12 protein-coding genes and 2 tRNA genes are annotated in these 12,766 nt (G+C 64.3%); 8 read left to right on the top strand and 6 right to left on the bottom strand.

The features are described 5' to 3' along the window. Positions 1 to 80: 80 nt before the first annotated feature. Both M2333_RS05170 and M2333_RS05165 read left to right on the top strand, forming a co-directional pair. Complete coding sequence (locus M2333_RS05170) at positions 81 to 1,805, top strand: histidine kinase dimerization/phospho-acceptor domain-containing protein (protein ID WP_264611052.1); 1,725 nt, start codon at positions 81 to 83, stop codon at positions 1,803 to 1,805. A gap of 107 nt (positions 1,806 to 1,912) precedes the next feature. Continuing rightward, a tRNA-Ile gene (locus M2333_RS05165) sits at positions 1,913 to 1,988 on the top strand. 110 nt (positions 1,989 to 2,098) lie between these two features. Here the strand turns inward: M2333_RS05165 and M2333_RS05160 are convergent. Both M2333_RS05160 and M2333_RS05155 read right to left on the bottom strand, forming a co-directional pair. After that, a tRNA-Pro gene (locus M2333_RS05160) sits at positions 2,099 to 2,175 on the bottom strand. A gap of 227 nt (positions 2,176 to 2,402) precedes the next feature. Beyond that, positions 2,403 to 2,609 (bottom strand): hypothetical protein, encoded by a 207-nt coding sequence (locus tag M2333_RS05155; RefSeq protein WP_181559675.1) that lies wholly within the window; start codon positions 2,607 to 2,609, stop codon positions 2,403 to 2,405. 262 nt (positions 2,610 to 2,871) lie between these two features. On the opposite strand from M2333_RS05155, the gene ettA reads away from it, so the two are divergent. After that, a complete protein-coding gene (ettA, locus tag M2333_RS05150) occupies positions 2,872 to 4,551 on the top strand; it encodes an energy-dependent translational throttle protein EttA (RefSeq protein ID WP_264572842.1) in 1,680 nt (559 codons plus the stop codon). 141 nt (positions 4,552 to 4,692) lie between these two features. On the opposite strand, the gene M2333_RS05145 is transcribed toward ettA, so the two are convergent. Continuing rightward, a complete protein-coding gene (locus M2333_RS05145; protein WP_264578900.1) occupies positions 4,693 to 5,076 on the bottom strand; it encodes a gamma-glutamylcyclotransferase in 384 nt (127 codons plus the stop codon). A 3-nt stretch (positions 5,077 to 5,079) separates the two neighbouring features. Further along, entirely contained in the window at positions 5,080 to 5,721 is a 642-nt protein-coding gene (locus M2333_RS05140) for a carbonic anhydrase (RefSeq protein WP_181559678.1), read from the bottom strand. A gap of 65 nt (positions 5,722 to 5,786) precedes the next feature. Between M2333_RS05140 and lipA the strand changes: the two genes are divergently transcribed. Together lipA and M2333_RS05130 are read left to right on the top strand one after the other, a co-directional pair. Beyond that, the gene (lipA, locus tag M2333_RS05135; protein WP_264572844.1) at positions 5,787 to 6,725 is read left to right on the top strand and encodes a lipoyl synthase; all 939 of its coding nucleotides are present in this window, start codon (positions 5,787 to 5,789) and stop codon (positions 6,723 to 6,725) included. 6 nt (positions 6,726 to 6,731) lie between these two features. Next, on the top strand, positions 6,732 to 7,208 hold the full coding sequence (locus M2333_RS05130) for a type II toxin-antitoxin system RatA family toxin (protein ID WP_181559680.1): 477 nt from the start codon (positions 6,732 to 6,734) through the stop codon (positions 7,206 to 7,208). Here M2333_RS05130 and M2333_RS05125 read toward each other — a convergent pair. Both M2333_RS05125 and M2333_RS05120 read right to left on the bottom strand, forming a co-directional pair. After that, the gene (locus M2333_RS05125; RefSeq protein WP_264575765.1) at positions 7,154 to 7,693 is read right to left on the bottom strand and encodes a CinA family protein; all 540 of its coding nucleotides are present in this window, start codon (positions 7,691 to 7,693) and stop codon (positions 7,154 to 7,156) included. The genes M2333_RS05130 and M2333_RS05125 overlap by 55 nt on opposite strands. A gap of 105 nt (positions 7,694 to 7,798) precedes the next feature. After that, a complete protein-coding gene (locus tag M2333_RS05120; RefSeq protein WP_264611051.1) occupies positions 7,799 to 9,007 on the bottom strand; it encodes a bifunctional 2-C-methyl-D-erythritol 4-phosphate cytidylyltransferase/2-C-methyl-D-erythritol 2,4-cyclodiphosphate synthase in 1,209 nt (402 codons plus the stop codon). An 84-nt stretch (positions 9,008 to 9,091) separates the two neighbouring features. Between M2333_RS05120 and dusB the strand changes: the two genes are divergently transcribed. From dusB to ntrC, 3 genes are read left to right on the top strand one after another with little or no spacing between them, the layout of a single operon-like run. After that, positions 9,092 to 10,126, top strand: coding sequence for a tRNA dihydrouridine synthase DusB (gene dusB, locus M2333_RS05115; RefSeq protein ID WP_264611050.1), 1,035 nt, complete (start codon positions 9,092 to 9,094; stop codon positions 10,124 to 10,126). After that, positions 10,116 to 11,237, top strand: a complete 1,122-nt coding sequence (locus M2333_RS05110) for a two-component system sensor histidine kinase NtrB (RefSeq protein ID WP_264578904.1) — start codon at positions 10,116 to 10,118, stop codon at positions 11,235 to 11,237. Before dusB ends, M2333_RS05110 begins: the two co-directional genes overlap by 11 nt. Beyond that, positions 11,234 to 12,688: a nitrogen regulation protein NR(I) gene (gene ntrC / locus M2333_RS05105; protein WP_264611049.1), complete on the top strand. Its 1,455-nt coding sequence runs from the start codon at positions 11,234 to 11,236 to the stop codon at positions 12,686 to 12,688. The genes M2333_RS05110 and ntrC overlap by 4 nt, the downstream gene beginning before the upstream one ends. Positions 12,689 to 12,766 lie beyond the last annotated feature (78 nt).

Below are 12,766 nucleotides of genomic sequence, written 5' to 3'. Positions count from 1 at the left end.
CAATGCAACGTCCCATTTTTTAACGCTAGGCGGGTCGGTTTACCATCAGTACACGCGGTTCCGTTACAGGGGCCAACTGAATGCGTTTCAACGATCTTCTGCGGACGGTGCTGGCCAATGGCGGCGAGGGCACAGGTGCCGCCGTGACGCGCTGGCGCCAGTGCATGGATCTGCTTGCCCAATATGATGTCTCTGGCGTGGAAACCCAGAAGCTTTCGCCGGACGAGGCGCATACCATCCTGACGATCCTGCAGGAGGCCCGCCCGAAGGTGAGCCTGGAAGGCCGCATCGCGTCCGTCGTGGAGCTTGGGTCCAGACTCCGCTCCCCCACGCTGGTGCAGTGGCTGGCGGGCGACCATCCTTCGGTTGTCGTGGCAATGATGAAGTCTGTCCGTCTGACGGGCGAAGACTGGGCCGCGATCATACCCCATCTGGGTCCGCTGGCGCGCAGCGTTCTGCGTCGCCGTCCGGATCTGCCGGATGCCGCAATGGCCGCGTTACGACGCTTCGGCGAAGTCGATCTGTCGCTGCCCGCAGCTGAGGTTCGGCAGGCGGAAGCCGGGACGTCGAGTGCGGACCGGGTTGTTGGGACCGAGGAGCTTGATCGCCCGGGCAGCACGGACGAGGCAAGCCAGATCGGCCGTCTCGTTGCGCAAATCGAGCGGTTCAAGAAGGCAAACCCGTTCAAGGCGGCCGGCGCCGCTGAACCGGTGCCAGATTCGGTTCGGCAAGACTCTGACGCCCACGACACGCCGGACGCCGATGTCGACAGCTTTCAGTTCGAGACCGATGCTTCGGGCCTCGTTCGCCTGACCGACGGCGCATTTCCTGAAGCGATCATTGGCCTCAGCATTGCGACGCCGGGCGTGGACGTCAGCCATGGGGTGGATGGCGCCACGCTTGGGGCATTTCGGCACCGCGCCGCGTTCGAGAATAGCCGCCTGACCTTGCAGGACGGTGCGCTGGCGGGCGAATGGCGCATCTCCGGCGAACCGCATTTTGACCGGCAGAGCGGTCGCTTCCGGGGCTATACCGGCATTGCCCGGCGTGAGCGGCGGTTCGAGGCGCCGGTGCGCCCCCTCGAGACGCAGTCGAGCGACGAGGGCACCACGCTCTCCGCCACCAGCACGCGGCAACTGATCCATGAGTTGCGCACGCCGTTGAACGCCGTGCAGGGCTATGGCGAAATGATCGAGGCGCAGATCCTCGGTCCGGTCCCCGAGGTCTATCGCGACATCGCCCGGGCCATCCTGGCGGATGCACGGGCATTGCTGACGACCTTCGACGATCTCGACGCGGCGAGCCGACTGGAGCGGGGAGACCTCTCCGCCCAGCAGGATGATGTCGATCTGACCGCTGCCCTGCATAGGGTGGTGGACGCCGCCGGCTTTGGCCAAGCCGTCAATCTCTCGGTCGAGAGCGGTTCCAGCCTCGTGCATGGCGACCGCAACCAGATCGAACGCATGTTGAATCACCTGATCCGCATCGGCCATGCCGGCTTGGCTGCGGGCGAACAGCTGGTCCTGTGCATCTGCCCAGCGCCGGAGCGCGCCTCCGTGAGCTTGACGATGAGTCGCCCGACGGCCTTGCGCGGCATCGAGGCGCGCGCCTTTCTCGAACAGGGTTATGTGGTCGAGCAGCGCCTCTATGGCGACACGCCACCGCTCGGCCTTGCGTTCACCCTCAAACTGGTGCGGGGAATCGTCCGCCATCTCGGCGGGGAGTTCGCCATCACGGCACAGGCCTTCGGCATCGTGCTGCCGACCGCGCCGGAGTCCTATCGCGAGCAGGGCCATAACGGCTGATCCGACGCCTGTTCGCTCCGCTCGCCACCATGCATCAAGACTTGCCAAGCGGGATCGCCGCAAGCTAACGCGCCCAGAGCCGGCGCCATGCGCTGCGGTGGAGAATGGGGCCTGTAGCTCAATGGTTAGAGCTGGCCGCTCATAACGGCTAGGTTGCGGGTTCGAGTCCTGCCGGGCCCACCATCCATCGAAGAGCGGACGTTGCTGCGCTTTGCGCTTGCCGCAAAGGCAGAGCGAACGCCCGGCTCAGCCGTGGCAATGCCGATCACACTATTCAGAAAATAAGGGAAAAGTGGTCGGGGAGACAGGATTCGAACCTGCGACCCTCTGCTCCCAAAGCAGATGCGCTACCAGGCTGCGCTACTCCCCGATCCAGGGCGGGCCTTAGCTTTCGCTTTGCCCTTGATGCAAGCACAAAGGCCGCGCCGATCCGGATGTGCCCGGTGGAGGCGCAGGGATGATCGCAAGACGATCACCGGTGCCTGTAACTGGCGGGCACGATCCAAACGGCATTGCCGGTGACCGTACCACCAAATGTAAAGGCGGCGCCGATGATCGACGCCGCCCTTGAACAATGCGCAGAAGCGCAGTCGCAGATTACTCTGCTGCGTTCGCCGCGTTGTTCGAGACGTTGGCGAGGTTGTCCATCGCGTTCGCAGCATTGTCAGCAGCGTTGGCAGCGGCGTCCAGCTCGTTCACAACCAGCTCGTTGGAGACGTTGTTGGTCTCAGCAGCCGGCTTCTCGCCGCACGCTGCAAGGCTCATGAGCGCGATCGCGGCGCCGGCCACAGCAAACTTCTTCATATTATTAGGCTCCCATAGCAAAGGTCGTGCACAGCAAAGGGCACGAGCGGCCCAATTAACGCATGCCGCAGGGAAATCAATAGCCTTATCAACCAAAGTGCTTGGCAATAAGGGGCGGTTTTTCGCGTGGGACAGCGCTTTGATGGTGATGGCGCGAAGAGCGGCGGAGCGGGACAAGCCGGGATTTGCCAATGGACCCGCCGTAAGCTAACCGGGCGCCAATTCAAAGACACTCCATTCCGCTCAAGAGGACCGTTTCCCGATGGCCGTCCAGTACAGCTTTGTCATGAAGGGTCTCACCAAGACCTTCCCCGGCGCAAACAAGCCGCTTTTCAATAACATCCACCTTCAGTTCCTGCCGGGAACGAAGATCGCGATCATCGGCGTCAACGGTGCCGGTAAATCGACGCTGATGAAGGTGATGGCCGGCATCGACAATGATTATACCGGCGAGGCGTGGGCCGCCGAGGGGATTCGCGTCGGCTATCTGCCGCAGGAGCCGCAACTCGATCCCGACAAGACGGTGATCGAAAATGTGAAGGACGGCGTGCGGCCAGTCGCCGATCTGGTCGACCGGTTCAACGAGATCAGCGCGATCATGGGCGACCCGCCGGAAGATTGCGATTTCGACGCGCTGATGACGGAGATGGGCGAGCTTCAGGAGAAGATCGACGCGGTCGACGGCTGGACGCTCGACAATCAGCTCGAGATCGCCATGGAGGCGCTGCGCTGCCCGCCGGGCGACTGGAGCGTCGACAATCTCTCGGGCGGTGAGAAGCGCCGTATCGCTCTGTGCCGCCTGCTGCTGGAAAAGCCGGACATTCTGCTGCTCGACGAACCGACCAACCACCTCGATGCCGAGAGCGTCCAGTGGCTGGAGCAGCACCTGATCAATTACACCGGCAACGTGATTCTCGTCACCCACGACCGCTACTTCCTGGACAATGTCGTCGGCTGGGTGCTGGAGCTGGATCGCGGCCGGGGCATCCCGTTCGAGGGCAATTATTCAAGCTGGCTGGACGCCAAGGCCAAGCGCATGGCGCAGGAAGAGCGTGAGGATGCCGGCCGCCAGAAGGCGATCAAGGAGGAGTTGGAGTGGATCCGGCAGTCGCCCAAGGCGCGCCAGACCAAGAGCAAGGCGCGTATCCGGGCGTTCGACGAGTTGGTCGAGAAGCAGGAGAATCGCGCGCCGGGCAAGGCCCAGATCGTCATCCAGACACCCGAGCGCCTTGGCGGCAAGGTGATCGAGGCCAAGAACCTCACCAAATCCTACGGCGACAAGCTGTTGTTCGATGATCTCTCCTTCACGCTGCCGCCGGGCGGCATTGTCGGCGTGATCGGCCCGAACGGCGCGGGTAAATCTACGCTGTTCCGGCTCATCACCGGGCAGGAACAACCCGATTCGGGCAGCATCGAGGTCGGGCCGACCGTGCGCCTGGGCTATGTCGACCAGAGCCGCGATGCGCTCGATCCGAATCATAACGTCTGGGAAGAAATCTCAGGCGGACATGATCTGATGACCATCGGCAAGCATGAGTTGCAGACGCGCGCCTATGTCGGCGCCTTCAACTTCAAGGGGCCGGACCAGCAGAAGAAAGTTGGTCAGCTCTCGGGCGGTGAGCGCAACCGCGTCCACATGGCCAAGATGCTCAAGGAGGGTGGCAACGTCCTCCTGCTCGACGAACCGACCAACGATCTCGACGTCGAGACGCTGCGCGCGCTGGAAGACGCGCTTGAGAACTTCGCTGGCTGCGCCGTGGTCATCAGCCACGACCGCTTCTTTCTCGACCGCCTGGCGACTCACATCCTCGCTTTCGAGGGGAACAGCCACGTCGAATGGTTCGAAGGCAATTTCGAGGCCTATGAGGAAGACAAGCGCCGCCGCATGGGCGACGCCGCGGATCGCCCGACGCGACTCGCGTACAAGAAGCTGACGCGGTAACGAGGCTTACGAGGCCGGGCAGGGGGCAGCGATTAGCCGGAGGCTCTATCGCCAGCTCTCGCCAGGCCGATCGAGCGTCGGCCGACTCGGCGCGGATCGACCCAGTGTGGCGAGGGCGCTGGATGTCGGCGTGACGCCGGGCTAGGCATTGCGCCATTGGCCGTTGGCGATCACCGGTAGACCCTCAACACTGCGATTATACTCATAGGTCCAGACCCGGCGCCCACTGTCCAGCAGGTCGACCTCGACGCGGCGATACTCTGACGCACCGGGCTTCTCGGGATCGTACAACTCATAGACATCCATTTTCTCGAGCAGCAGCGGATCGCGGATGCCGATCAGTTCGCCATGCACCACGCCTGACTCGCCCGTGACCAGCCCGGGATAATCACCCAGATGATAGAGCCGGCCGACCACCCGGTCCGGCCCGAGGCGGCGAACGCCGCCCTCCATGCCGAGCGCCGCGAAGCCCGGTCCGCCTGTCATCAATAGTCCGTAGACGAAGAAAGCGACTTCTGTGTCCATCGCCTATTCGAACGGAGCGAAGTCGCCGCTCTGCTCATCGAGCACGTGCAGGACGCCATCCGATATGGCGAAGAATGCGCCTCGGAGCGCCAGCGCGCCGCTGGCTTCCTTTTCCGCGATCCACGGGAAGGTGCGCAGATTGGCGAGGCTGACCTTGACGGCGGCCAGTTCCATCGCCCGGCCTGCCGCGCCGCCATGGTCGCTGCCATGCGTCGCGACGACCTCGGCCCGCGCGTCATCGAGCAGGGATATCCAGTTCGCGATGAACCCGCCCTCGCCGGGCGCCGCATCGTGCATGGCACGGGTGAGCGCCGCGTTGCAGCCGCCGCACATGCCATGGCCCATCACAAGAATTTCCCCCACGCCGAGGAACTGCACGGCGAACTCGACGGCAGCGGAGACGCCGTGCCGCCCGGGATTGGTCTCGAACGGCGGGACCAGCGCCGCCACGTTGCGGACGACGAAGATTTCGCCGGGACTGGTGTCGAAAATCTGGGTCGGATCGACGCGGCTATCCGAGCAGGCGATCACCATCACGCGCGGGCTCTGGCCCTCGCTCAGTTCCGCCCAGCGCGTGCGCTGTTCCGACCAGTCCTGACCGCGAAACCGGCGATATCCTTCGAGCATGTCTGAAAACTGTACCATGGCAATTTCTTTGCCGATGATCGTGGGGGCTGGCAAGCGGGCTTTGCGGTCGCTATCTGGGCGGCATGAACGATCTCTCGTCCGATCCCGCAGGCTTCCGCCCGCGCAAGCCCGACTGGATCCGCGTCAAGGCGCCGGTCAGCGCAGGTTATGAAGCCACACGCAAGCTGATGCGGGACAAGGGGCTGGCGACGGTCTGCGAAGAGGCGGCCTGCCCGAACATCGGCGAGTGCTGGACCAAGAAGCACGCCACGGTGATGATCCTGGGCGACACCTGCACCCGGGCCTGCGCTTTCTGCAATGTGAAGACAGGGATGCCCCGGCCCGTCGATCCGCGCGAGCCGCAGAATCTGGCCGATGCCTGCGCCGAAATGGGTCTTGAGCACATTGTCGTGACGTCGGTGGACCGCGATGATCTCGCCGATGGCGGGGCAGGGCAATTCGTGAAGGTGATCGAGGCGCTGCGCCGCACGACGCCGGAAACGACGATCGAAATTCTGACACCCGACTTCCGCAACAAGCACGAGGCCGCCGTCGAGGCTATCGTCGCGGCGCGGCCGGATGTCTATAATCACAATCTCGAGACGGTGCCCCGGCTGTATCCCACGATCCGCCCCGGCGCGCGCTACTATGCCTCGCTTCGGCTGCTGGAGACGGTGAAGCGCCTCGATCCCTCGATCTTCACAAAGTCCGGCATCATGCTCGGCCTTGGCGAGCAGCGGCTTGAGGTCCATCAGGTCATGGACGACATGCGTTCGGCGGATATCGATTTCCTGACCATGGGCCAGTATCTGCGCCCGACGCCCAAGCACGCTGCCGTCGCGGAGTTCGTGACCCCGCAGGCGTTCAAGGCTTATGCCGCCATCGCGCGTGCGAAGGGCTTCCTGCAGGTCGCTTCCAGCCCGCTGACCCGCTCAAGCTATCATGCCGGCGACGACTTTGCCCAGATGCGCGCCGCGCGCGAAACCGCGCTCGCCAAAGCCGCGATGAAAAGCAGCCTGTGAACCCCCATGCCCAAGCATAACGAAACCCGCCATCTGCCTTACTCGCCCGAACAGATGTTCGATCTGGTGGCTGACGTCGCGTCTTATCCGGAGTTCCTGCCCTGGGTCAGCGCCATGCGGGTCCGCTCGAACAGCGACACGGAGATGCTGGCGGACATGGTGGTCGGCTTCAAGGGGCTGCGCGAGACCTTCACCTCGCGCGTCGTGAAGGAGCGGCCGCATCATGTGCATGTGGATTATGTCGACGGGCCGTTGCGCCATCTCTCCAACGACTGGCGCTTCCGGCCGGACGGGGAGGGCGGGGTGCTGATCGACTTCGAAGTCGATTTCGCGTTCAAGAGCCGCATGTTCGAGATGCTGGCCGGTCAGGTGTTCGACCGGGCATTGCGCAAGATGATCGGCGCTTTTGAAGAGCGGGCGGCGGCCCTTTACGGCGCCGATGCCTCGGGCAGCAGCAGTTCGAGCGCACATAGCGCCGCCTGAAGCCGCACCTTCGCGCGGCCTTCATCCTCGAATTTCCGCAAGTCAGCGACGGCATCGGCATCCTGCATGCCCTTTTCAGCGCGGGCGAACACGACCGTGCCTACAGGCTTCAGCTCCGTTCCGCCATCTGGGCCGGCCACGCCGGTGATCGAGACGGCGACATCGGCTCCCGTCCGGTTGAGGGCGCCATGCGCCATCGCCCAGGCGGTGGCGATGGAGACCGCCCCGAAGGCATCGATCACATCTTCGCTCACACCGAGCAACTTGACCTTCTGCGCGTTGGAATAGGTCACGAAGCCTGCCTCGAACACGGCGGACGAGCCCGGAATTTCGGTCAATGCGGCAGCGACCAGCCCCCCGGTGCAGCTCTCCGCCACCGCAACCGTGCGGCCAATGGCGCGATTTTCTGCGATAACGCGGCGGGCCAGGGCAACGAGTTCGGGCGGTAGAACGCCATCGGCTTGGTTCAGGGTCGACTCACTCATGATCGTCCACGCATGATCTCATCGGGTGGAAAAGCCAACGCCAATAATGATGGCCTCGATGAGCGGGAACGGTGGCGGGCGGCATTTGGTTGCCTTGGGACCGCGTCACGATGCTGCTTCAACATCGTCATCCGGCAGACGCAGGGTGACCACCGCCTGCGCCGCGATGCCCTCGCCGCGGCCAGTCAGCCCCAGTCTCTCGGTCGTGGTGGCCTTCACGCTGATCCGGGTTTCCGGCAAGGCCATGATCGCCGCCAAACGGGCGCGCATTGCCGCGCGATGCGGCCCGATCTTAGGTGCCTCGCAGATGATCGTCACGTCGACATGCTCGATCTGCCCGCCACGCGCCAAGACGCGATCGCAGGCGAAGGCCAGGAACCGATCCGAAGCCGCGCCCTTCCATTGCGGATCGCTGGGCGGGAAATGGCTACCGATATCCCCCTCGGCCAGCGCGCCGAGCATTGCATCGACCAGCGCGTGAATCGCTACGTCGGCATCGCTATGGCCGGAGAGGCCATGACTGTGGGGGATCTGTACGCCGCACAGCCAGAGATCTTCGCCTTCCACGAGGCGATGCACATCGAAACCCATGCCCACGCGCGTGCTCATGCCGACCGTCAATAGTCGCTCCATCCGTTCATGATCGCCCGGTCCCGTGATCTTCTCAAGCGCGCTGTCGCCTGGCACCAATGCCACGTCGATGCCCGCGCGCCGCAGCATCTGCGCGTCGTCGGTCGGCTCCTCTGGCTCCGTCCAATTCTGATGGGCGGCTATGAGCGCGGCAAAATCGAAGCCCTGTGGTGTCTGCACCCGTGCAAGGGACGACCGGTCGACCACTTGGCCGGCCTCGTCGCCACCGGAGCGCACCAGTGTATCGACCACCGGCAGCACGGGCACCACGCATCGCGCGCCATCGACGAGTGCGCCGAGCACTCGGTCGATGACGGCAACCTGAAGCAGAGGCCGGGCGCTGTCATGAACTAGCACATGGGCTGCACCGGGCTCGCTGCCGGCTAAAGCCTCAAGACCGGCGCGAACCGAGAGGCGCCGGCTGCTACCACCTGCGACGATCATCAGACCTTCCGCGCGGGGACCGAGCAGGCTGCGCATCGCATCCTCGCTGCCTGGCGGCACGACGAGCGCCACAGGGCCAACGCCGGGATGGGCGCGCAACGCATCCAGCGCATGGGCCACAACCGGCTTGCCGGCGAGCGTTCGCACCTGCTTGGGTGTCTCGTGACCGGTGCGCAAGCCGGCACCGGCAGCGAGCAAAATCGCGGCTGACAGGCCTGCGCGAGGGGCTTGATCGGGCATGGAGGCGCGCTTAGCGCACGGCTTGCTTGCCCGCCAGCGTCATTCGCGGTAAGGGCTGCCTGTTTTTTAGGCAACATTCCGGTCATGACGCTGCTCAAACCCATCCAGATCGGTCCCGTGCGGATCGAGACACCGGTCGTTCTTGCGCCCATGACGGGCGTGACCGACATGCCATTCCGCACGCTCGTGCGGCGCTATGGATCGGGCCTCAACGTCACAGAAATGATCGCCTCACCGGCGATGATCCGCGAGACGCGGCAATCGCTGCAGAAGGCCGCCTGGCACCCGGTCGAGGAACCGGTGTCACTTCAGCTCGCCGGCTGCCAGCCCGCTGAAATGGCTGAGGCAGCGAAGCTCAATGCCGATCGGGGCGCAGCCATCATCGACATCAACATGGGCTGCCCGGTGAAGAAGGTGGTGAATGGCGATGCCGGCTCGGCGCTGATGCGCGACCTGCCGCTCGCTGCCCGACTGATCGAGGCGACCGTGAAGGCGGTCGATGTGCCGGTGACCGTGAAGATGCGAATGGGCTGGTGCCATGACAGCCTGAACGCACCCGAGCTGGCACGCATCGCCGAGGATTTGGGCGCCAAGCTGATTACGGTTCACGGGCGGACCCGCAACCAGATGTACAAGGGCAGCGCGGACTGGGCGTTCGTGGGGCGCGTGAAGGATGCGGTGAAGTTGCCCGTCATCGTGAATGGCGACATCTGCTCGCTCGACGACGCGCGCACCGCGCTGGCGCAGAGCGGCGCCGATGGCGTGATGATCGGGCGCGGCGCCTATGGCAGGCCGTGGCTGCTCGGGCAGGTCATGCAGGGTCTGGTGAGCGGCCGGACCGTCGAGAACCCCGACATTGCCGAGCAATATGCCGTGATCGTCGAGCATTATCGCGCGATGCTGGATCACTATGGCGAGACGACAGGCGTCAACATGGCCCGCAAGCATCTGGGCTGGTACACCAAGGGCCTGCCCGGCTCGGCCGAGTTCCGCAACATGGTCAATCAGGTGCCGGATGCGGCGACCGTGCTCGATATGCTGGAGCGCTTCTACGCCCCGTTCGTGACGCACCCTGAACGGCTCGATCAGGAACCGGAACAGGCCAGGAATGCAGCCTGAGGCCGATTTCAGGGCTGGGGCGGATGCGAATGCACCGACCCGATCCCTGCCTGCCGCTGCCGAAATCGTCTCCGCGCATCCCGTCGCGACATTGATGATCGATCCGGACGGCCGGATCGTCCTGGCCAATGCCCGCGCAGAGAATCTGCTCAATATGGCGCGCTCGGCACTGGTCGGCAGCGCCATCGGGCGTGTGCTGCGCATTGCCGATCCACGCGTCGATGCGGCGATCTGGATGACGGATAAGCCGCTGTCTGCCTATGATATTCAGGTCCATGCCGGGCGGAATGAAGCGTTGGAGATGGATATTCTCATTCATCCGCTGCTGGAGGACGATCGCTGGCGGATCGTCGCCCTGCATGTCCATGGCCAGTCGCAGGCACTCGGCACGCGGCGCACATCCATGGGCGTGCGCTCGGCGACCGGCGCGGCAGCGATGCTCGCTCATGAGATCAAGAACCCGCTTTCGGGCATTCGCGGCGCGGCGCAATTGCTGGAGGGCGATGCCGGGGAGGCAACCCGTCCGCTCACCAAGCTGATCTGCGACGAGGTGGACCGGATCGCTGCACTGATCGACCGGATGCAGCATTTCACCAGCAATCAGCCGCTCGAATGCCGGCCGGAGAATATCTATCCGCTGCTCGACCGGGCGGTGGAACTGGCGTGCGCCGGGTTCGCCCGCAATTGCACGATCACCCGCACCTATGACCCGTCTCTCCCGTTCGCACAGGTGAATGGCGACGCGCTGGTGCAGATCATGCTCAATCTGGTCAAGAATGCGGTGGAGGCCGTGGATGGCATGGCGGATGGCGCGGTTCAGGTTGCGACGGCCTACCGCCATGGCCTGTCGGTGATGGGCGCGCGCGGCAAGGGCGCCGCGCCGCTGCAGATCGAGATACAGGTGATCGACAACGGCCCCGGCGTGCCGGACAATATCCGCGATGTGCTGTTCAACCCCTTCATTTCCAACAAGCGCAGCGGGCAGGGCCTCGGTCTCGCACTCGTCGACAAGCTGGTGCGCGATATGAACGGCCTTGTGCAATATGAGCGGGACAAGGTGGCCGGGCGGTCGATCTTCCGGGTTCTCCTGCCCATGGGAGGGAGCCTATGACGCGCCTGACCGGCAAGGTTCTGGTGGTCGATGACGATCCGGCGATCTGCATGGTCGTCAGCGAGGCGCTCAAGCGGCAAGGCCACATCATCCGCACCGCCGGCTCGATAGCCGAGCGCCATGAGGCGCTGGCGAGCTTCACGCCCGATGTGCTGATCACTGACGTGATCCTGCCGGATGGCGACGGCCTGGACGATGTCGGCAATATTCTCGCTTCCGAGCCTGACCTCAAGGTCATCATCCTCTCCGCGCAGAACACGCTCAATACGGCCGTTCGCGCCACAGGTCAGGGTGCATTTGAATATCTGCCAAAGCCGTTCGATCTGAATGAGCTTAGCCGCGCAGTGGCGGAAGCGCTCAGCGTCCGGGCCAAGGGCAAGCTGGCGGAACCCGCGGCTGGTGAGGGCACGGACGACGGCCTGCCCCTCATCGGGCGCTCGCCGCAGATGCAGGAGGTCTATCGCACGATCGCGCGGGTGGTGGGCAATGATCTCAACATTCTGGTTCTGGGCGAATCCGGCACCGGCAAGGAACTGGTGGCCGAGGCGATCCACAGCCTGGGGCCGCGCCGCAATGAACCCTTCGTGGCGATCAACATGGCCGCCATTCCCCGCGAGCTGATCGAGGCGGAGCTGTTCGGATACGAAAAGGGCGCGTTTACGGGGGCCTTCGCCCGAACGGCGGGCCGGTTCGAGCAGGCCGAGCGCGGCACGCTGTTTCTGGACGAAATCGGCGACATGCCGATGGATGCGCAAACGCGGCTGCTGCGGGTGCTCCAGTCCGGCGAAATCACGACGGTGGGCGGCACAAGGCCGGTGCGGGTCAACGTGCGCATCATCGCCGCCACCAATCAGGATTTGCCGACGCTGATCAGCGAAGGCCGGTTTCGCGAAGACCTGTTCTATCGGCTCAACGTTGTGCCGATTCGCCTGCCGGCGCTGCGCGAGCGAACGGGTGATGTTGCAATCCTCGCGCGGCATTTTCTCGATCAGGCGGTCTTGGAGGGGTTGCCGAGCAAGCTGCTCTCCGAACAGGCCGCCGCGCTGCTCGAGCGCTATGATTGGCCCGGCAATGTGCGCGAACTCCAGAACCTGATGAAGCGCCTGACCGTGCTCACGCGCGATCAGGAAATTCAGGTCCAGCATGTCCGGCAGGTGCTGCGCGTGCAGGACAGCGTGGGCGACCCGGCGGACAGCAGTGCCGCCGATCTTGCGGACGCGGCGCGGCGCTGGGCGCGGGATCACCTCGCGGTCGGCGGTAATGCGAGCCCTTGCGAGCTTTACGACCGGCTGCTCGACGTCATCGAACCTGTGCTCCTGAGTGAAGTTCTCGCCGCGATGGATGGCAACCAAATCAGGGCAGCGGCCACACTGGGGCTCAATCGCAACACCTTGCGCAAGAAGCTCAACCATTATGATATCGACCCCACCATGCCGCTGCGCCATCGCTGATTGCGGTGCGATAGACCGGGGCCGGCCAGCGCCGTAACTTCCGCCATCGCGTGTTAAGCGTGTTTGCTCCGCCACGCT

Source organism: Sphingobium sp. B11D3B, assembly GCF_025961735.1.
Taxonomy (GTDB): Bacteria; Pseudomonadota; Alphaproteobacteria; order Sphingomonadales; family Sphingomonadaceae; genus Sphingobium.
The sequence above is the reverse complement of the archived record's forward strand: the minus strand, read 5'-3'. Positions and strand labels throughout refer to the sequence as shown.

Excerpts from the sequence above, each read along its gene's own strand:
- M2333_RS05170 (WP_264611052.1), top strand. The coding sequence starts at position 81 with ATGCGTTTCAACGATCTTCTGCGGACGGTGCTGGCCAATGGCGGCGAG.
- M2333_RS05155 (WP_181559675.1), bottom strand. The coding sequence starts at position 2,609 with ATGAAGAAGTTTGCTGTGGCCGGCGCCGCGATCGCGCTCATGAGCCTT.
- ettA (WP_264572842.1), top strand. The coding sequence starts at position 2,872 with ATGGCCGTCCAGTACAGCTTTGTCATGAAGGGTCTCACCAAGACCTTC.
- M2333_RS05145 (WP_264578900.1), bottom strand. The coding sequence starts at position 5,076 with ATGGACACAGAAGTCGCTTTCTTCGTCTACGGACTATTGATGACAGGC.
- M2333_RS05140 (WP_181559678.1), bottom strand. The coding sequence starts at position 5,721 with ATGGTACAGTTTTCAGACATGCTCGAAGGATATCGCCGGTTTCGCGGT.
- lipA (WP_264572844.1), top strand. The coding sequence starts at position 5,787 with ATGAACGATCTCTCGTCCGATCCCGCAGGCTTCCGCCCGCGCAAGCCC.
- M2333_RS05130 (WP_181559680.1), top strand. The coding sequence starts at position 6,732 with ATGCCCAAGCATAACGAAACCCGCCATCTGCCTTACTCGCCCGAACAG.
- M2333_RS05125 (WP_264575765.1), bottom strand. The coding sequence starts at position 7,693 with ATGAGTGAGTCGACCCTGAACCAAGCCGATGGCGTTCTACCGCCCGAA.
- M2333_RS05120 (WP_264611051.1), bottom strand. The coding sequence starts at position 9,007 with ATGCCCGATCAAGCCCCTCGCGCAGGCCTGTCAGCCGCGATTTTGCTC.
- dusB (WP_264611050.1), top strand. The coding sequence starts at position 9,092 with ATGACGCTGCTCAAACCCATCCAGATCGGTCCCGTGCGGATCGAGACA.
- M2333_RS05110 (WP_264578904.1), top strand. The coding sequence starts at position 10,116 with ATGCAGCCTGAGGCCGATTTCAGGGCTGGGGCGGATGCGAATGCACCG.
- ntrC (WP_264611049.1), top strand. The coding sequence starts at position 11,234 with ATGACGCGCCTGACCGGCAAGGTTCTGGTGGTCGATGACGATCCGGCG.